The following is a 19821-nucleotide window of genomic DNA, read 5'->3' on the forward strand; positions in this document are numbered from 1 at the left end:
ACTACGCAAGGGAGAATGGCCGCAAACTAGGGGAGCTGGATGACGCACGTATGACAAGTTCAGGCGGCACGAAGCGTATCGGACGCTTTGCAACGCGCGCTTCCAATGGCAAATTCGACAACTCAACCAGAAGATCAAGCGACGCCTCGCAGAGCTGATCCGTCGGTTGAGCCACTGTCGTCAAGGGTGGTGCCCAATAAGCGGTGTCGGGCACATTGTCGTAACCGACAACAGAGATATCGTCAGGAATCCGAATTCCGCTGTCACGCAGGAATGCAACGACCTCGATGGCAAGCCCATCGCTGCCACAGATGAGAGCCGTCGGTCGCTCCTGCGAGGCCAGGATGCCGAGGAATGTCTTGCGATCGCTCTCACCTCTCTCGAAGGATATGACATCGCCAGCAATAGAACCCTGACTGGCGGCAATCGTCTCTTCAAAGATCGCCAGGCGATCGCGCAGCGCATTGCGGCTGATGCGATAGACGAAAGAGATGCGGCGATGCCCAAGTCCAGTCAGGTGGTCGAACAGCAAGTTCATCCCATATCGATCATCGGTGAGCACTGCCGGCAGCGGCCCCGTCAACCCCGCGCCAAGCGTCACATGCGCCTTACCCATACGATCGAGATGATCGCAGAGGGCCTGTTGACCGGGGAGATCACTGACCATGATCACGCCGTCGAAAAAGTCTTCCTGGAACAGCCGCAGCTGGCCCGCGACCTCGCCTGCCTCGGCCTTTGCCTGCGCGACCAGCAGTTCCACACCTCGGCGCTGGGCCGCCGCCTGTAGCCGGCTGGTCAGATGCGGTTGATAATGACCCGAAAGACTGTTGACGATCGCCCCGAACACGCCCGTCCGGTGCGTTCTGAGCGAAGTCGCCAGCCGGTTGACGACATAGCCGACGCTGTTCGCCGTTGCTCTGACGCGCTCCTGTGTTTCCACGCTGATGCGACTATCGACCTGGCCGTTGAGGACACGCGAAACCGTTGTGGCGGATACCCCAGCCAGCCGTGCGACCTCGATAATTCCGATTCTTTTCGGTGTCTTCATATCTTCTGCCGGGACCGTTCCGCCGCGGCACGACAATGCCGAAAGCTAGGCGCAACGACAAATGCGGCCGTTGAACCGCCTGCGTCAAGGCGCAAATCCGCCGCAGCGGCATCGCAGAAAATAAACGAATTGCTTAATCAACCAGGACGAGGCATTGACCGCCTCGAGCCGTCGACCATCGCACGGCGGCCATTCTGGTTGTATCAGACGAGCGGCAGGCGGAATGGCGGATAATGATTTCTCATCCTGCCGCCACTCAAGGGCACGGTCATATCTCATACTGTTTAAATTTAGTACGGTCTGCGCGGTAGCCTTGATAGTCGGTTTGATCGACGCAGATTCTGCAGCCAACCGACAATGAGCCGGCTCGGCATTTTTATTGGTCTGAAACTCAAAGCTCCATAGCGTTCAAGCATATGTTTTTATTTACACTTATCTTGCGGGCTCGTTCTAATGCGACGCGAGCCAAAGCCACCATATCGGTATATCATTTTGTTAGAACTTTATACATTAACTAAATACTAATAAACGACTTAACTTATACGCTCATATTAGCTAACCATTACTCAAGCAAGGGGTAATGATTGTGCGCGATATTGATACAGGCTTTCAAAATAATCCAATGACTGCCTCCGCAATCACCGATGGCGGTGGGGTGCCCTACCTTGCCGGTCGCGAAGCATCCGCAAACAGTTCTATGCCCGCCGGGGGCGCCTCCCATGCGGAAAGCCAAATGCAATTCATTGATGCACTGGAACATGGTTCAGCCAGTCCGCTGGAAGCTGCTCCCCTTCCAAGCGTGCTGATAGGTGGCCTGCCCATCACCGTGGTCGATCGGCGCAGTGCGGCATCTCTCATGATCGAGGTTGCGCGAAAGCGTCGTCGCGATAGCCGTCCCTACTACTTCACCTCGGCCAATGGCGAGGTTGTCGCGCGCGTTCATGCCGACGCGAAGATTGCCAAGCTTTTTCACGAAGCCGATCAGATTCTGGCCGACGGCCAGCCGCTTGTCATGGCTTCGCGGTGGCTATGCAGGGTGAGGCTCCCCGAGCGTGTGGCGACAACGGATCTCTATGAAGACGTGGCCGGGCTTGCCGAGAAAGAAGGCATTTCTTTTTACCTCCTGGGCTCGACCGAGACGGAAAACCACAAGGCCGTGGCTGTTACGCAGGCGAATCACCCGAACCTGCGTATCGTCGGCCACTGCCATGGCTATCTTTCAGGAGAAGCATTGGAAAAGAAGCTTGATGAAATCAATGCGCTTGCGCCCGACATCCTTTGGCTCGGCCTCGGCGTTCCGCGCGAACAGATCTTCGTGCACGACTTTGCCGCACGGCTCGGAAATGTCGGCATCATAAAGACATCGGGCGGGCTTTTCGACCATCTGGCCAAGAAGACCAAGCGAGCGCCGCTTTGGGTTCAGAAGGCCGGCTTCGAATGGCTCTGGCGCACAATGATGGAGCCGCGCAGGCTTTTCTGGCGGTACCTCACAACCAATCCCTACGCCATCTACGCGATCCTGAGGTATTCGAAATGACGACCAAACGATCCCCTGTCGAAACGGACACAGACATAGCCATCGTCGGTGGAGGACTGTCCGGAACCATCGCCGCCTGTATACTGGGCCGGGCCGGCTATCGCGTTACGCTGATCGATCGCCATCGCATCGTCCCGCAGGAATTCCGCGTGGAGAGGATAAGCGGGGACCAGATCGAACAACTCCACCGGCTTCGCCTCCTCGGCCCCCTCTCGGCTTCAGCCACGGCCTTCGACGAAGTGATCAACATGCACAAGGGGCGGATGCTGGATCGGACCTATGGCTGGCATTATGGATTTTTCTACAACAAGCTCGTCTCGGCGATGCGGGCCACGTTGCCGGAAACGGTGAACTTCGTCGTCGGCCAGGTCAGTCGCGTACAGACCAGCGCAAGCAGCCAACGCATCGTGATCCTCGGCCAGGACGAGATTACGGCGCGGCTTCTCGTTCTTGCCACCGGGATGGGTGACATTCTGCACCGAGACCTTGGTATCTCGCACCGGTCTATCAGTGAAAAGCGGTCGCTGGCACTCGGCTTCAATCTTCGCCCTGTCGGCGCAAAAAGCTTTCGTCATGCCGCCCTTACCTATCACGCCGCTTCGGATGGCATCGATCATCTCAATCTCTTTCCCGTTCCAGGCACGACCAGGGCTAACCTCTTCGCCTTCCGCAGTCCGCGAGATCCCTGGGTGAAGTCGTTGCACGAACATCCGAAGGACGCTCTTGCCGCCGCCTTCCCGTCTCTTGTCGAAGTCTTCGGTGATTTCGAGATTGTCGGCCGCATCGACAGTTGGCTTACCGACATGACCATCGCGGAGAACTGCCGGCAGGATGGCGTCGTCCTGATTGGAGACGCCTATCAGACCTCCTGCCCGGCGAGCGGCGCTGGCGTCAGTCGGCTACTGACGGATGTGGAACGTCTGTGCACGGCCTACATTCCACAATGGATGAGCGAAGCCTCTATCGATCGCGCAAAGATCACGGCCTACTACGATGATCCTGAAAAGCTCGACATCGATACTCTTGCGCTGGAACTGGCCGATCATCGCCGCAACCTTGCGACCAACACCGATTTTAGCTGGCAAATGCGCCGGCAATTCCATTTCGCTCGACGCCGCCTGGTCCATGCAATCGAAAGCCTGAGCCCCGCCCTTGCGGCAAGGCTGCACCACCTTGCGGGTAGCCACCCCAAACTCACCACGCGATCGCCGGCGCTGTAGAGGCAAGATTGCCTGGATTAGTTTCGCTGTACCGTCAGGAGCCGAATATGACGAGCTCTGTAAATGTCAGGTCTCCGAGCGGCGGCGGTTTCGGGCCCCTGAAGTATTTCGCGCCGCTGCCCGCGAAATATCGGCCTGTCAGACCGGGCACCGGTGCGTTGGCGTCTACGATTGCGAGCAACATGCCCTTGCGTAGCAGGTAGCGGCCCAGCACACCGGCGCACTGGCTCAACTCGTCCAGCGAACGGCAGTAGATGACCTGGGAGCACGGAACAATGCTATGGAAGATCCGACGCGTCTTGAACACGAAGGGGAAGGCCTTGCCCTCGCCGACACAGATCAGTGAACGGCAGTCGAGGGCCGCATGCTTCAGAAGAATGTCTCTATCGCCTTCGGAAAGCATCGACATTTCCGGAAGATCGGAACGGGCCCCCAGCACGCGATAGGGATGCCGTACCGAACTCAGAATGGGCAGGAAGGCAAGCTGGCCTTCCGAGTACCGCCGGAAACCGAGCGCCTCGTTGACCTTCTCTGTTCCGGGTGCCGGCGAAACATTGAAATAAATGACGTTCTTTTTTCTCAGTACCGCGATCACCATTTTGCCGGCGAAGGCGCGGTATTCCGGATCGACGGACCAGCTTGAGAGATTGCAGCGAATTTCTTCCTCGCCCTCCTGTCCCTCATGGCGGAAATAAAGCGCCAGCAGGACGCCGACAATCCGCCCCGACATATCCAGCACGAAGCCGTATTTCGGGAGATCCGGCACGATAGGTCTTTTCTCCATGCGGACGATGGCCCGCTCCCAATAGCTTCGGGAGCGCGTCGGAAAATTCCTGCCAAGGCAATCGATGATGCCGTCCCAATCGCTGTCTTCAATCGGCCGGCAAGTAAGTCCGGGGGGGTATGCACCTAAAACAGCCACGATTAACTCCGGAATATTACCGATATGGTGGTCAATGTTTCATTCTTCCAAAGACATTACTACATCATCATTAACAAATATTTGTTGCGAATACTTACAAAAGAACCTTCTAAACTTACCGTCGTTTACGTGTACGCGACTATATGTCGGCAGCCTTTCGTTGCAGGAACAGGCCTCTCGCCATTGCGACTGCGCGCCATCGCGTACCGAACGAGACACCGACCAGCAGAAGGCAGAAGCCGAGGGCAAGAGGCGAGAAGAATGCCTCCTCCTGCAATACGGCATTGGAGGTGATCGTGACGATGGTGACGAAGGCAAAGAGAAAATCGGGATCGCCTGTCGCGATGAGCTGCTTGCGCGCCGCCGCGGCAAGCGCGATCAGAAAGCCGAAGAAAACGAAACTGCCCACTCCCATCTGGTAGAGCATCACGCCGACGGCGCTTTCGACCGGAACCGAAGCCACGCCCTCCCCCTGCGCCCGGTCCCAATCAAGATTGAGACTGGTGCTGGACAGATTGCCGCCAATGCCCAATCCCTGCCCAAGGGGATTGTGGAGAAATTCGCGAACGCCGGCGATCAGGCCGAGAACATGGTAGTCGCCATGCGTCGCACCAAAGGCGATAGCCGCGACCGTCCACACCCCGGACAATACGACCACCGCCAGGAGCGTCAGCTCTGCCCTGGATGGGCGAAACATCACCCGCGCGCCAAGCGCGACGATCAACATGAATGTGGCGCCCTTGGAACCGATCACCAGAAGCAGCGGGATCGCAGCGATCGGCAACAGCCAACGTCCCCTGAACAGGAGCCAGGTGGCCATGATACTCAAACCATAGGCATAGCTGATCGGGTGAAAGTTCGGACCGCCGTTGCGGAAGATCGGTGGAAACAGATCGCTCAGGAGCTTGATGTTGAAGAAGGTCGTCATCATCGTATCTTCGAGGCCGCGGAGCACGAAGCCCGTTTCCCGGAGCCGCTTCTCCCAAACACCCGCTTCGATCTGCGCTTTGAGGCCACGCTGGATATAGAGATCGCCATGGAACAGGCTGAGGAAATCCATCCTGAAAATCTGTTCCAGATAGCCATAGGCGATCGCGCCGACGCAGAGCCAGAAGATCGCCTTGCGCAAGTCGACAGGATAAAGGCTCGCGGCCAGGATTGCGATGTGAAAGCAGGCAATCGGCGTGATCGTATTGCGGAAATAGATGACCGCGTCTTTGGGGCCTCCGTGAATCGCTCCAAGCGCGAAGTAGAAGCAAACCGTTCCGCACAGCGCGAAACTGAACAGCAGCCATGGACGCAATTCGGTCAAGGCACGCACGCGATACTGGAATGAAGCGATGAAGAACATGCCGAAGGCAGCCATCAGAATGACGAAGTTGGCCCCACGCAGGGCATCGAACGTATTGTGATCTGGAACGAAAGGCGTGAACCACGCGACCACAAGGTTCTGATATAGGAACGAGCAGGCGATAACGGTGGGAATACAGCCCGGAAGCGCGATTGACAGAACCAATGTCAGAAGAAACGTCGCCGCAACCCCGAACGGTGTCCAGACTGCAAAGGCGGAAACGGACGCGATGACCGAAAGAATTGCGATAAACAGATGAAACACGGCATCGGAGCGCAGTGAGTTCTGCGCTGCCGGATTGAAGCCGGCATGGCCGCCCGTGATGCTCATCGCAGGCCTCCATCAATCCACGCCGGCTGCGGTCCGGCAAGGTCGGATCCCTTTCGCATCTCAGCCACCGCCATCGCCTCCGAACATTGCGGCGAGCATCAAGGAATCGAAACCCTGCGTGCTGCTCCGGCTCTTGATGAAGCCAAAACCCTGATCGAGCTCCCAATAGACCCAACCGACCTGGTTTGCTTCCGCCGCCCGGCGCACAGAACGGACCCAGGATATCCGGCTTTCAGCATCGACGCAGAAATTCAGCACGCCAAATTCGTTCATGATCACCGGGCAGTCATAGGTTTCCGACCAATGCTTGAGCCGTGCGAATTCAGCTGCGATTGCCGCATCCGTCCACGGCGTCGACAATTGCTCCTCGATCAAGGCCGCTGCCTGTTCGTCCCCGGCTGCGCGCAACGCATTGATACGCTCGACTACGCTCGGCGTTTCCTTCGTTGCCGGAAAGGGCAGATTCGAAATCCGCGCAAGCGGCGATGAATCCCAAGTTTCGCACTGATGTGTGAAAGCCGTCGGCGCGTAAAAGTGAACTGCGGCAATCTGGTTGTCGTCGGCAAGCGGCGGCGTCTCGCCGATCTCCCAAATGCCCTGCGAAGGCGACGGTCCCCACATCAGCGTGTGAAGCGGACAGCCGGATCGGACAATTTCGGCCAGCCGGTCGCGCAATCCAAGCCACGCCTCGCTTTCCATGGGCGGCTCGTTCAACAGTTCCGGGTAGACCGAAGCAGGCGGCAGGTCGGCGACGACGGTGCGGAGAGCCGTCCATGCCTGCGCCACCCTCGCTGCTCCCGTATCGAAATCGAGACGCAAGGCGGTGTGAAGACTTTCCGAAGGGTGCATATCGACAATGACAGCGAAACCGTGCCGCACGAGTGCCGTCACGCCATCGCGGATACGGCGAAGTGCTGCCGCATCGCCCGTCGAGATGAGATCGCCGTTGATGGGCAGGCGGATCGTCTCGAAGCCGAGACGGCGAAGCTCTTCAAGCACCGCATCACTCGGAGCGATACCATCGCTGCTATCGAGCCAGCCCGGCAGATTGAACCCGCGTGACGGCACCGGACGTTTGTTCGCAGCTCGCACGGGACCGGAAAGAACCGCCACGATGGAGCCGCCTGCCAACGTGAGAGCGCCCCGGCGTGACATCATCATCGACGATAGCCTGGTCGATACGCTCATCGTCTCGCAGCAATCCTGCCGCTCCGATTTCCGTCGTCGGTTGGCCGAATGGGATGCACCACCGATCCTTCGGCGGCGTCCACCGGCGTTGGCGCGATCACCAGCGTCGCACTGCGGCCGATCTGATCGGTATCGAGGCGCTGCCGAAGCATATTGGCAGCCTCGGACATCTCCTCCGATGGGCTGAGCGCGAAAAGCATGAGGTCTGCCTCGGCAAAAAGCGTTGGCTGCCAGTCGCTATCGACGAGTGACGGAGCCATCAGAAGGACGAAATCGAAGGAACCCGCGTCAGCCAATATGTCATCGATGGTAAGGCGAGTTTCCGCCATCTGCTCTCTCTGGGCAGCCTTGTTGTAAACGATTGTTCGAAGGCCGCTCGCGCCGCTGACGAAGACACTATTAGCGCTTCGCCTCGGTGCTTCCAGTCCCGGCTGGCTGCCAAATTCAACCACAAGCACGCTCTGCTCGGCCTGTTGAAGGCCAATGCCGACCATGGCGCCGGCAAGTCTTGCGGCAAGAGGCGTGTGCAGCGAGGATACCAGCAGCACATAGGGTTTCGGGTGCTCTTTCAGGTGAAGAATGATGCGCCGCATGAGTTGCAGAACATCACGCGAAAAGGCTTCGTTCCCGGCTTGAAAAAAGCGTCTCCGCATCGCCCGGATGCTCGAATATGCCCCCGAGCCTGCAACGCCCGGCAAACGATATTCTCCAAGATTGACGGGGACGGGCTCCGACCGCACCACATCAAGCACACTATCCTTGTGGGGCTCCACCCCCTCCAGACTGTTGCGTATGGGTGTTGTCGGGTCATTTTCCCGTTGACCGACGGGGCCGCGCAACATGGCAAGGCCGCATCCCAGGATCAGGCCCAGCAGGGCGCTCACCGGCAGTAGCAGCAATGGTTTCGGCCACGTCGGCTGTACGGGCGGCGACGCAGAGCTTATCACCCGTGCCTCCTGTAGCTGGAGGCCCTGCATCTGCGAGGTCTCCTCCGCGCGCTTCAGAAAATCATCGAGCACTGTTCGGGCTGCCTGAGCCCTCGCCTCGAAACGCCGCAACTGCACCTGCGCGACATCCGAGTTTTCAAGCTGCTGACGCAGGGCATCGAGCTTGATCTCAAGGGTGACGACGTTCTGTGCCGCCAGATCGGATTTCGCCTTCAACTCCTGCGTGATTCGCTGGGCTTCCACGGCCATGAGGCCCTGCATTCCATCAAGCTCCGATCGAAGCCTTCTGATGATAGGATGACGCGATTGGTAGGTGGCTTCGTAATTGGCAAGATCCGCCGCGCGCTGATTGTAGTTTTCGCGCAGTTTCACCGTGGCTTCGGAGGAGAGGATTTCCGAAAGCTTGGCAAGGCCGGCGGGCGACGTGCCGGCGGCAACCGCCTGGGCATATTTATCCTTGGCCTGATCGGCGTCGCTTCGCGCCCCGCTCAATTGCTCGGTGACCCGATCGATCTGCGATTGCAGGGTGCCGCCAGCGGACGCATCGAGTATCTTATGGGTGACCTTGAAATCCCCAACCTCGCGTTCCGCGTCGCTGACATTTTTCTGAAGGCCGCTGATCTTGTCGGCAAGCAGCGAATTCACATCGCTGTTGGCGGTTTCCCGATCTCCCGAAAGGCCGGTCCTGTATCGATTGACGATCGCATTGGCGATCCGCGCCGCCTTGTCAGGATAGCGGGATACAAAGCTGACATCGATGACATAGGTAAGTCCCGCGCGTTCGACGGTCACGCCGCGCTGGAACCGCTTGAAGATCTCATCCGTCGTCGGGCGTTTACCCAGACCGACAAGCGAGAGCAAACCGCCGCTCGAGAATTCGGGATCGTTCTCGATGCCTTCGCTTTCGAAGACCTTTATCAGCAGGTCGCGCGATTCAATGACGTAGACCTGGCTCGCAATAGCAGCGCTGTCGCTGCCGATATTGGGGAGAACGCTGTTCAAATTCGTGGCATGTGAATCGCGTGGATCGATCATGATCGAGGCCGTCGCCGTGTAGCTCGGCTTGGCGGCGGCAAGATAGGCGACCGTCAGCAGCAGCACGACGATGACGCTTGCCAGCACCGTCAAACGGCGCTGCCAAAGGATCGTCCATACGGCACCGACGTCGAGCAGCGGCGGCAGCGTGCGTTCGTCAATGCTAAACGGCTTCATTCTGTGTTGCTCCGCTGCCGCGGGTCCTCGGCTCGTCCCGGATGGTTAAATTCAGTATTAGTGAATAATGTTAATCATCCGTTGAATTTATACCGGTGCGTGTGATCGAGATGAGACATCGCAAGTAACCATGTTACCAGTTCGCGCTGGCGCCACCATGAGAACTTAAGATATTAGAGATACATCTTATTTTAAGACTTATCGGCCGTAGAGCCCGAATTAATCAGTGCAGGATTACGACGTTGAGTGACAAAGTAAGTAGTCACAATACTATATCGGCCGAAATATCCCCCCCCGCGAACAATCTGCGCCAATCTATAGGCGCACTTGCGAGAAGCGGAGCTGTGGCAAGCGTGATTAAGCTTGCCAGTGCAGGCCTATCTTTCCTGATGTTCGTAACGGTGGCCATGACCACCGATGAGCGACAGTTCGGCCTTTACAGCGCTGCCTATGCCGGAGCGAGCCTGACCTCGTTCTTTTCCATCGTCGGCCAGCAAAGTGCGGTCCTGCGCTTTTGGCCCCAATATGCGGGAAATAACGACCTCAATTCGGCCAACGGCATGATGGCGCGCTCCGTCCTCGTCGCGCTCGCCGGGCTCGCTAGCTTCAGCCTGCTCATTGCTGTTATCGGATTTCTACCACTTGCGGGTGCGCAAACACCCGAGTGGCTATCGATCTGTATCGCAACGACAGTGCTTGCTTTCGCGCTCGGCTGGTCCGAATTCGTCGCTTGTGCGCTCCGTGCCAAAAACGCGCTCATATTCGCCCTGCTTCCGCGCGACGTGATCTGGCGAGCAGTAGCGATCCCGATCTTCATCCTCGCCCACTTCCTGCAGATCAAAATGAGTGCGGTGACAGCGACCTATCTGACCGCAGGCCTGCTGCTTCTCTGCATCGCCCCGCAAACACTGGTCTTGTTTCGCGACACGATCCGCGCGAAGCGCGGCCCGCTCACCCGGGAACAGAGGCGGGAATTCAAGACCGTAACCCTCGGCCTCTGGGGCGTCACCGCGCTGCCGCCTGCCTTGAGCCAGGCAAGTACCCTGCTTGTAGCTGCAATCCTCGGTCCGGAGGCCGCCGGAGCGATCTTTGTCGCAGACCGGACCATGCGGCTTGTGGTCCTGGCCCTCAACGGCATCAACCAGGCACTGGCTCCGCAGATCTCCGGCGCGTTTCATAGTGGCGACAGGCCGCATGTGCAGCGCATCACCAGCCTTGCCGCCTTCGCCGGCTTTGTCATCGCTTTGTCGGTGCTGATGGTATTTGTATTCTTCGGAGACCTGATCCTCTCGGTCTTCAATCCCGCCTATGCCACGCCGACCATGCAGATAACGCTGATCATCTTCGGTATCGGTGCCACGGTTGGAACCGCCTGCGGCCCGACTGAAATCCTGATGCAACTGACGGGCCTGCAGCATGCGCTTTTCAAGCTGCTCGTTATCGTCAATGTCCTCGGGCTCTGCGCGACGGCGGCGCTAACCTATTTGCTCGGCCCTATCGGAGCGGCGTTGAGCATCTCCGGCACCATCATTGTCTGGTGCGTGACGGCCGTTTTCATCGCGCGGCGCAGCATAGGCATCAATCCCTCGATCCTGGGCTTTTTCGGCGGTGAAGACGCACTTGCCGCCCGTTCCTTCCTGAAAGGCCGCTCATGAAAATCGTCCAGGTGCAGACACAGGCGGAAGCAGGCGGCGCTCAACGCATATCGGACATGGTGGGTGAAGGGCTGCGCGCTCGCGGCCACGAGATACGCACCGTGTTCATGTACAGGAAGACGGACGTTTACGACCGCGACCCCCATGCGGATTTCATCCTCGCCGAGCCACCGCGAGGCCTCTTTGGACAAATCAGGGCGGCCATCGGACTTGCGCGCTATCTGCGCGCCGCACGACCGGACGCGGTCATCACCTTCCAGCACTACGGCAATATCTTTGGCACCATCGGCGCACGTCTGGCCGGCGCGAAGCTGATCATCGCGAACCAGAGCGGGGCACCGCAGACACGAGGCGTGAGAGGCATTCTCACACAGATCGACAAGCTGATGGGTGCCCTCGGCGCCTACCATGCAAACGTCGTCAACTCCGGTTGGACGCGGGCACAATTCGACACCTTCCCGCAAGCCTACCAGCGCCGTACGCTACGGATCGACCACGGCGTTTCCGCACCATCGCAGGCAATCGACAAGGCAGCGGCGCGGGCCGCTTTCGGCCTGCCGCCGGAAGCATGGCTTGCCGTCTCGTCCGGCCGAATGGCACCGTCGAAAAACCAGATCGCCCTCATCGGAGCGCTCGTTCATCTGCCCGAAATTCACATGGCGATTGCCGGCACCGGACCCGAATGGGACGCGATTGTCGCCTTTGCCAAAAGCCACGGCGTGAAGGACAGGCTCCATCTGATCGGCGAGGTTCCGCCGACGCGCATTTTCGAGTTCCTCGCCACAGGCGATGCATACGCCTTTGCCTCGACAACCGAGACTTTTGGCCTGGCCGCAGTCGAAGCTGCCATCTCCGGCCTGCCCGTTGTGACGAGCAACTTGCCGGTCATGCAGGAAGTGCTGACGACGGAGGAAGGCGACGCGGCAGCACTCTTCGTCGACGCCAATGCATCAGGCATCGCAAAGGGGCTCGCTGAGCTTATAGCCGAGCCAGAGCTTGCAGCCCGCCTCGCGGCGGCCGGACAGCGGCTCAAGGAACAATATTCGCCGGCAAGAATGTGCGCGGGCTACGAGGCGCTCCTCTCGCCGCAATCATTTCCGCACGGCTGCAATCCCGTCGATCACTTCCAATCGGCCTGAGCGATTGAGTGTATGGATCTTCGGATAGGGCCAATCGCCCTCAGCCGTGATCGGTTGCGGCGGCGACAGCCGGACCGTCTGATCGTTCAATTCCAGCAGCTCGGAGAGACCGAGCCCGCCGCCGTAGCCAAGCGTTCCATCCTGCACCGGCAGGAAGATGCGATCGTTCTCACAACGGATGAAGGCGCCACCCGGGCGCGCCATGCGACGGTCGATGAGGATGGGGTTGAGCGGATGCGGCGTCCAGGGGCCGGCAAGGCTTGGGGCATGGAAAACCACCAGAGTATCGGACGTACTGCCATAGCCATCGCGGTTCGTCGCAAACAACCAAAGCCGCCCGCCATAGTCGAGCAATGTCGCATCGGAGATTTCGCCCTCGATGAGCACGGCCTCGGCGACCCAGCGATCCGGAAATTCGACCGAGCGGTATAATGTAAGCTTCCCGCTCGCGCTTGCCTCTGGAAGCATCCAGATCGAGCCGTCGCGCTCGAATACCTGCGGATAAGAGAGATGATGCGGCTCCTCCATGACGCATCGCGGCGCCTGAGGCGTCCCATCCACATCGAATGGCACGACAGATATGACGGCCTTTCCGGTTGCGTGCGGATAGTCTTCGACAAACAGGAAGTCCCGGCCTTGCCATTGGAAGGCGAAGGGGTCTGCGTAGAAATGGTCGCCCTCATCCGGCAGGACGGACCAACCGTCGCCAAGGGTGCATGTCGCAGCGACACCCGGCGCATCTATAAAGCGATAACCGACGCGCCAGTGCGCATGACGGAAACGCGTTCGCCGTATGGCCTCGCGGCCAAGCCGGGGCAGTGATCCCGCCAAATAGGCAGACGCAAATCCAACTGCCGTGAGGCTGTCCTTGCTGGGCGCCTCTGACAACGGCTCGCCGATGGCCAACCGGCTCTCGGTAAAGGCTCGAACTGTCGAAACAATGAGAGTGATGGCCCGGGCAAGCACGTCCTCGATGCCGAGCGCTACCGACTCCCGCCTGTCGATCATCGGCCAGGCCCGACCGACGACGGTCTTGCCATCAAGCACCGCCTCGATGACAGGCAATCTGCCTGCCGCTACCGCTTGTATAGTCGAGACATCGAAAGGAGAGTTGTCGAACCTGAGCGCGATCGTGGGAATATCCGAAGGTGGGGCATTGCCGACAAGATCCAGCCTTAACGCCGCCGAGCCCCTGCGGGGACTCGCTGGTATCGCCGACACGGGAGTTGCGAGACCAGGGATGGTGCGGCGAAAGACGCGCCGCTCAAGGGCGAGGATGGCATTGACCATGGCCGGGCAGCCCGCCGATCCCGTCGCATGCAAAACCGCGACATCATATCCGTCAGCCCGCAGCCGCCTGATGGCGATTTCCTGCCAGAGGCGAGGAGCAGATTGTGGGACGATGATGTCGATGGATGGCATGGCGCTTCCCGTCCGTGGCTGCCTCACGCGGGCCTCCACGGGCCAGATGAGCCGTAGCTTGGTGGAGAAAGCTTACTTTCGGGTTACTCCAAGGTTGTATTGCATGGACGGCACTTCAATCCTCATGGCTTCAATCGCAAAATTGCGGCGCGTCCCAAAGATCGTGTCATTCATGCTCTCCCTTGAAGCCGCTGTTGAAGAACTCGACAAGCCCGAAGGGTGCACGCGCTCCGAGACAAAGATCGAGGATCAGGTGGGCATCCACCGCTTCCGAACCACTGCGCGGGAACATGCCGGCCTCGTAGACAGCAAGTGCCGCCTCGATGTCGTCGGGATGCGAAACGATTGCCTTTCCGAGCTCAGCACCGTCGAACATCGCCAGGTTAGCACCCTCACCGGACGGCGGCATCAGATGCGCGGCATCCCCGAGAAGCGTCACGCCGGGTATGCGGTCCCATCGATGCGCGTCTGGGAGCGTGTAGATCATGCGCGGAACCAGCGGCGTGTCGCCATCGGTGATCAGCGCGATCAGCTCCGGCGCCCAACCCTCGAACTCGGCAGCAATGCGAGCAGCGGCGGCACTATCGGTAAGATCGATGCTGGCAACCCATTCGACAGGGCGGCTGAGCTGGACATAGGTGTGAAGAACTCCCCCCGCCTCACGATGCGCGAAGATCCCCTTTCCCGGCGAGGCAACAAACAGCGCCCCACTGCCAACCGCTTCAGCGGCCGCAGGATGCCGCTCGTCGGCGTCGTAGAGATAGGTTTCGAAGAATGTCGGGCCGGCATAGTTTGGTTTGGCGTCCGATAGCAGCGGCCGCACCTTCGACCATGCGCCGTCCGCACCGACGAGGAACTCGGTCTTAACCGTTGAGCCATCCGCGAATGCCAGCTCGTACTGCCCTCCGCCTAAGGTCGCCACGCTTGCAAGTTTCTTGCCCCATTGGATGGTTTCCGCGGGCAAGGATTCAAGGAGAATCCTTCGCAGATCGCCGCGAAGCACTTCGGGACGTCCACCCGTGCCGTCATCAGCCTCCTCGAACAACAATTTCCCGTGCTGGTCGAGCACCCGCGTCGCCTGGGCGCCCTCGTGGATGATCGCGCGGAACTCCTGGGTGAGGCCGGCCGCGTCGAGCGCAAGCTGCCCGTTGTGCTCGTGGATATCGAGTTGGCCTCCCTGCGTGCGAGCCTCGGCCGAAGGCTCCGCCTCGTAGATCGTTACGGGAATGCCATGAATATGCAGGACGCGTGCGAGAACGAGGCCACCCAGGCCCGCGCCGACAATTGTCACTGATATCGTCATTGGATTGTCTTTCTGATCTTTTGGAACAACGTTCCATAGATATGGATTGGAACATTGTTCCAATTATGTCAGGATTAGACTCATGCGGACAAAAAACCAAAGGACCGAACGGCGTACCGACGCACTCTCGAAAGAGCGGATCGTCGAGGCTGCGATCGAAATCCTCGATACGGATGGTGAGAACGCCTTGACCTTCCGTGCACTTGCCGCGCGCCTGGCGACAGGAAGCGGGGCGATCTATTGGCACGTTGCCGACAAGAATGAACTGCTGACGGCAGCAGCCAATCATATCATCGCCCGGACTTTAGGTGCGAGCGTCAATGATGCCGACCCGCGGGAGGGGATCCGCGCCATCGCCCTTGGCGTGTTCAATGTCATCGACATCCACCCCTGGGTCGGCACCCAGCTCTCCCGAGAGCCGTGGCAGACGGCGATGCTGCAGATCTTCGAAGGCATTGGCGGCCGGCTCCGGGCGCTCGGTGTTCCCGAACAGGCGCAGTTCGACGCCGCCTCTGTGCTTCTGAACTACATCCTCGGCGTCGCCGGCCAGAATGCCGCGAACGCCCGCCTTCTTCCGCGCGAGGTGGATCGCTCGGCATTTCTGGCAAGCATCGCCGCGCGATGGACACAGCACGATCCCGCAGAATATCCATTCGTGCATCAGGTGGCGGCGCAGATACCCGAGCATGACGATCAAGAGCAGTTTCTTGCCGGCATCAACCTCATCCTGGTCGGCATCGAAAGTACACGATAGCCCGGCCTGGAGGGAGACCCCTTTGGCTAGCTTCGCTTGTGATCGGGCGCCAGAACGAAATCGTGCTCGACCCGCCAGAACGTTCCCGGGAATTCGAGTTCCTTCGCCCGTGCCGGATCGTCGGTCAGCCTGAATTCGGCAAGCAGACTTTCCTTGACGCCGAACACCGCATCGGAGTGGATGTAGGGGTCATCGGGATCGAAGATGTGGGTCGTCAGCGTCTCGAAGCCGTCGGCCTTGATGATGTAGTGCAGATGGGCGGGGCGATACGGGTGGCGACCGAGTGCTTCGAGCAATTTCCCCACCGGACCGTCATCCGGGATCGGATAGTATTTCGGCTTTACCGCCCGGAACCAGTAGCGCCCGTCCTTGCCGGTGCGGAAGACACCGCGCAGGTTGAAATCGGGCTGAATGCCCTTCTGCTGGACGTCGTAGAACCCCTCGTCGTTGGCCTGCCAGACATCAAGCACCGCATTTTCGATCGGCTTGCCGTCGGTATCGAGGATGCAGCCGCTGATCACCATGTCCTCGCCCTTCTGATCGAGGCAGATATTGGCACCCATAGGCAATTCCGGCGCATCGGCCACATGGAAGGGGCCAAGGACAGTGCTTTCGGATGCGCCTGACGGCTTGCGATTGTTGATCGCATCGACCAGCATCGACACGCCAAGCACATCCGATAGTAGGATAAATTCCTGCCGCCAGTCGGTGCAGGTGTGGCCAGTGCGGGTGAGGAAGAAGATCGCTTCCATCCACTCGCCCTGGGTAGGCTCCAGTTCCTTCACCGCCTCGTGCAGCTTGCGGGTGACGACCTCCATCACCTGCTTTAGCCGCGCATCCCCAGTATTCGCGTTGCGGCCGGTAACAACCTCGACGGAATTTTCCTCGGTGAAATAGCCTTTTTCTTGCACGCTCATTGTCGCCTCACAAATCCAGAATTGTCTTCAGAACGCGACGCAGCTCGCGTTCCGGGTCGTCAACCGCCGCATCGGAGCGCCAGGCAACATGATGATCGGGACGTACGAGCAGCACGCCGGAATCGCTGATCTCGCGGGCGCGCGCCCAGTCTCCGGTCAGGTCTTGCCACTCTTGCCGCGGACCAATCTTGTGGGCCGAGATCGGCAGACCCAACTCTTTTGATAATGCCTTTGCCGCCGCGACCCAGCCGTCTCCACCGATGCCGGTCAGCACCGTGAAGACGCCATGCCCGGTGAGATCGAGGCTCGATACCTTCGCGCCGCTGTCGTTGAACAGCCACGCATGCGGCAACCGCGCACCAGGCCAGCTCGTTGGCTGAAAATGCAATTCCGGGTCCTTCTCGAAGGCGGGTTCCGGCTGACCGTCCTTGACCACGGCATTCGAGGCATAGCGGTGGTTCATCTCGACGCCATGCGCATCGAATTCGTAGACCTTGTGCGCGATCGCCTCACGAATGGCCGTGCGCTGGCGCTCGGCATCGGCCGTGTCATCGCAGCGCGCATCCATATTCTGCTGCATCTTCACCGGATCGACGGAATCGAGCAGACCGAGCGCCTTGAAGATCGGGCCAAATTCCTCGATCGATTTGTTGGCGCGGCTGACGATCTGCTTGGCGATCGGCGCACGCTCAGCCTGGTAGCTGTCGAGCAGGCCAATGCCGGCCTGACCTCTGAGGACCATGGCAAGCTTCCAGGCGAGATTGAAGCCATCCTGGATCGAGGTGTTGGAGCCGAGGCCGTTCGAAGGCGGATGACGATGCGTGGCATCGCCCATGCAGAAAACCCGGCCGTTCGACATGGTCGTCGCATACATGTTGTTGACGGTCCAGGTCGAGACGGATTTGATCTTCGGCTTGAGGTCGGCAACGCCGACCAGTTCGCGCACGACCTTGGTGGCGAAGGCGTCGTCGACCTGAGGCGCCGGCTGGTTGATGTCATAGCCCCAGACGATCAGCCATTCGTTCCACGGCCTGACCATGCGCACCAGACCCATGCCGATGCCGCCGACATCGGCGCCGGGCTGGAGCACCCAATAGAGCACCGACGGCCGGTGCGCGACGTAGCGCGAGAGATCGGCCTCGAACAGGATGTTCATCGAGCCGGCAACGCCCATCTTGCCTTCGAAGGTCAGGCCCGCATGCTCGGCCACTTTCGAGTTGCCGCCATCGGCCCCGATCAGAAACTTCGAGCGGATGGTCACTTCCTTGCCCGTCAGGCGATCGAGACAGGTCGTCGTGACGCCTTCGGCATCCTGGACATGGCTCAGATATTCCATCGACATACGCGCCTGCGCCCCGCGCGAGCAAGCGGTCTTGAACAGGAGCGGCTCCATATAGGTCTGCGGCAGATCGTTCATGTGGGCGGGCGACGAAAGCAGATGCTCGGCGCGCGACAAGGGATGGTTGCCCCAGCTCTGCATGCGGCCGATCTCTTCGCCGGCAACCGCCGTGCAGAAGACGTTCTGCCCCATCAGATCCTGTTCGACCGCGAAGAGATAGGCCTCATCCTCCACGTCTCGGCCAAGATCGCGCAGGACCTCCATCGTGCGCTGGTTGGTGATGTGCGCGCGTGGTGTGCTCGCCAGCCAGCGATAACGGTTGATTATCAGCGGCTCGAGACCATAGGTCGCAAGCAGCGCAGCCGTTGCCGAGCCGGCGGGTCCTGTACCGATGATCAGAACGTCGGTGGTGATGTCAGCCATGTGGCCCTCCCTTTTCATCATTGAGGACAGGTCCGCCCTTCAGCAGGCGGCGGACCGGAAACAGCTCCCAACCGGTGCGGCTGGATATGAGGCCCCAGAGACCCCGTGGTGCGAAGAGCATCGTGACGATGGCGAGCGCCCCCAGAGCGAGCAGATACCAGGAGCCGTAGCTCGAAAAGGCATTCCGCAGCAGGAAGAAGACGAGCACGCCGACCAGCGGCCCTTCGATGGTGCCGATGCCGCCGATCACGACGATGAAGACGACATAGGCGGTCCAATCGGTGAGCGAGAAGGCGGCGTCAGGCGAAATGCGCGCCTTCTGCAGGTAGATGAGGGCACCGACCATGCCCGTCACGAAGGCGGTCGCCAGATAGACGACTATCTTCAGGCGGAGCGCATCGACGCCGAGCGCACGCGCTGCCGTCTCGTTGTCGCGTACGGCAGCAAGGCCAAGCCCCTGCTTGCTGCGCAGCAGCCTGTAGATGAAGCCGATCGTCAACGCCGTGAGCGCCAGCGCCAGCCAATAGGCAAGCGCATCCGCCGCCGCTGCCGAGCGCATGCCGAACCAGTCCTGCAGCAGCGAGATACCCAGCATGTCCTTGGTGGCTTCGCGCGGCAGCGAGGTTCCTGTTCCACCACCCAGCATCTTCCACTGGGCAAAAAGCAGCCGCCCGACTTCGGCAATGACCCAGGTGCCGATCGCGAAATAGGGACCGTAGAGACGGAAGGAAAAGAAGGCGGCCGGCGCGGCGATCAACATCGCGAAGAGCCCGGCCAGCGGAATGGCGAGGATCGGGTCGATGCCGGCGAGAATGACGAAGCCGAACAGCGCGTAGGCGCCACAGCCGACGAAAAGCTGCTGTCCCACAGAAATCAGACCTGCATAGCCGGCAAGCAGGTTCCAGCTCTGTGCCAGTGCCAGCATGGTGAGAATGAAGAAGAGATCCTGGACGACACCGCGCGACACCAGGAAGGGTGCAGCTGCCAGCGCGACAACCGCGATGAGCGAAAGGATGGCGAATATACCGGAAAGCCTTGTGCGCGTTTCCACCCGCCAGCCTTTGGGTGCTGCGATTTCGGTCGACATTGTTTCGAAACCTTTGGTCATGGCCGC

At 59.8% G+C, this 19821-nt stretch carries 15 protein-coding genes; 5 read left to right on the top strand and 10 right to left on the bottom strand.

Annotated elements, in window-relative coordinates; translation table 11 throughout:
• Nucleotide 1: 1 nt before the first annotated feature.
• Nucleotides 2–1048 carry a LacI family DNA-binding transcriptional regulator gene (locus tag ACQZ6F_RS26050; RefSeq protein ID WP_449094623.1) on the bottom strand — a complete coding sequence of 349 codons (1047 nt, stop codon included), beginning with the start codon at nucleotides 1046–1048 and terminating at the stop codon, nucleotides 2–4.
• Nucleotides 1049–1781: 733 nt separating this feature from the next.
• On the opposite strand from ACQZ6F_RS26050, the gene ACQZ6F_RS26055 reads away from it, so the two are divergent.
• Both ACQZ6F_RS26055 and ACQZ6F_RS26060 read left to right on the top strand, forming a co-directional pair.
• Nucleotides 1782–2585, top strand: coding sequence for a WecB/TagA/CpsF family glycosyltransferase (locus ACQZ6F_RS26055; RefSeq protein WP_449094624.1), 804 nt, complete (start codon nucleotides 1782–1784; stop codon nucleotides 2583–2585).
• On the top strand, nucleotides 2582–3805 hold the full coding sequence (locus tag ACQZ6F_RS26060) for an FAD-dependent oxidoreductase (RefSeq protein WP_449094625.1): 1224 nt from the start codon (nucleotides 2582–2584) through the stop codon (nucleotides 3803–3805). The genes ACQZ6F_RS26055 and ACQZ6F_RS26060 overlap by 4 nt, the downstream gene beginning before the upstream one ends.
• Before the next feature lie 34 nt (nucleotides 3806–3839).
• Here ACQZ6F_RS26060 and ACQZ6F_RS26065 read toward each other — a convergent pair whose 3' ends face one another.
• From ACQZ6F_RS26065 to ACQZ6F_RS26080, 4 genes are all read right to left on the bottom strand, one after another.
• Complete coding sequence (locus ACQZ6F_RS26065; protein WP_449094626.1) at nucleotides 3840–4589, bottom strand: hypothetical protein; 750 nt, start codon at nucleotides 4587–4589, stop codon at nucleotides 3840–3842.
• A 277-nt stretch (nucleotides 4590–4866) separates the two neighbouring features.
• Complete coding sequence (locus tag ACQZ6F_RS26070) at nucleotides 4867–6408, bottom strand: hypothetical protein (protein ID WP_449094627.1); 1542 nt, start codon at nucleotides 6406–6408, stop codon at nucleotides 4867–4869.
• A gap of 60 nt (nucleotides 6409–6468) precedes the next feature.
• The gene (locus ACQZ6F_RS26075; protein WP_449094628.1) at nucleotides 6469–7596 is read right to left on the bottom strand and encodes a glycoside hydrolase family 5 protein; all 1128 of its coding nucleotides are present in this window, start codon (nucleotides 7594–7596) and stop codon (nucleotides 6469–6471) included.
• On the bottom strand, nucleotides 7593–9755 hold the full coding sequence (locus ACQZ6F_RS26080; protein WP_449094629.1) for a GumC family protein: 2163 nt from the start codon (nucleotides 9753–9755) through the stop codon (nucleotides 7593–7595). The genes ACQZ6F_RS26075 and ACQZ6F_RS26080 overlap by 4 nt, the downstream gene beginning before the upstream one ends.
• 242 nt (nucleotides 9756–9997) lie before the next feature.
• Here ACQZ6F_RS26080 and ACQZ6F_RS26085 point away from each other — a divergent pair, with 242 nt between their 5' ends.
• Both ACQZ6F_RS26085 and ACQZ6F_RS26090 read left to right on the top strand, forming a co-directional pair.
• Nucleotides 9998–11410, top strand: a complete 1413-nt coding sequence (locus ACQZ6F_RS26085; RefSeq protein ID WP_449094630.1) for a lipopolysaccharide biosynthesis protein — start codon at nucleotides 9998–10000, stop codon at nucleotides 11408–11410.
• Nucleotides 11407–12549, top strand: a complete 1143-nt coding sequence (locus ACQZ6F_RS26090) for a glycosyltransferase family 4 protein (protein ID WP_449094631.1) — start codon at nucleotides 11407–11409, stop codon at nucleotides 12547–12549. Before ACQZ6F_RS26085 ends, ACQZ6F_RS26090 begins: the two co-directional genes overlap by 4 nt.
• Here the strand turns inward: ACQZ6F_RS26090 and ACQZ6F_RS26095 are convergent.
• Complete coding sequence (locus ACQZ6F_RS26095) at nucleotides 12502–13971, bottom strand: glucosamine inositolphosphorylceramide transferase family protein (protein WP_449094632.1); 1470 nt, start codon at nucleotides 13969–13971, stop codon at nucleotides 12502–12504. The two genes, ACQZ6F_RS26090 and ACQZ6F_RS26095, sit on opposite strands and share 48 nt — an antisense overlap.
• A gap of 166 nt (nucleotides 13972–14137) precedes the next feature.
• Complete coding sequence (locus tag ACQZ6F_RS26100) at nucleotides 14138–15274, bottom strand: FAD-dependent oxidoreductase (protein ID WP_449094633.1); 1137 nt, start codon at nucleotides 15272–15274, stop codon at nucleotides 14138–14140.
• A gap of 82 nt (nucleotides 15275–15356) precedes the next feature.
• Here ACQZ6F_RS26100 and ACQZ6F_RS26105 point away from each other — a divergent pair, with 82 nt between their 5' ends.
• A complete protein-coding gene (locus ACQZ6F_RS26105) occupies nucleotides 15357–16028 on the top strand; it encodes a TetR/AcrR family transcriptional regulator (protein ID WP_449094634.1) in 672 nt (223 codons plus the stop codon).
• A gap of 26 nt (nucleotides 16029–16054) precedes the next feature.
• On the opposite strand, the gene ACQZ6F_RS26110 is transcribed toward ACQZ6F_RS26105, so the two are convergent.
• The 3 genes from ACQZ6F_RS26110 to ACQZ6F_RS26120 are packed head-to-tail and all read right to left on the bottom strand — an operon-like array spanning nucleotide 16055 to nucleotide 19815.
• Complete coding sequence (locus tag ACQZ6F_RS26110; protein WP_449094635.1) at nucleotides 16055–16945, bottom strand: intradiol ring-cleavage dioxygenase; 891 nt, start codon at nucleotides 16943–16945, stop codon at nucleotides 16055–16057.
• A 7-nt stretch (nucleotides 16946–16952) separates the two neighbouring features.
• Complete coding sequence (locus ACQZ6F_RS26115; RefSeq protein ID WP_449094636.1) at nucleotides 16953–18707, bottom strand: FAD-dependent monooxygenase; 1755 nt, start codon at nucleotides 18705–18707, stop codon at nucleotides 16953–16955.
• On the bottom strand, nucleotides 18700–19815 hold the full coding sequence (locus tag ACQZ6F_RS26120; protein WP_449094637.1) for a branched-chain amino acid ABC transporter permease: 1116 nt from the start codon (nucleotides 19813–19815) through the stop codon (nucleotides 18700–18702). The genes ACQZ6F_RS26115 and ACQZ6F_RS26120 overlap by 8 nt, the downstream gene beginning before the upstream one ends.
• Between the last annotated feature and the right edge of the window lie 6 nt (nucleotides 19816–19821).

This window comes from Rhizobium sp. A22-96 (assembly GCF_053521805.1).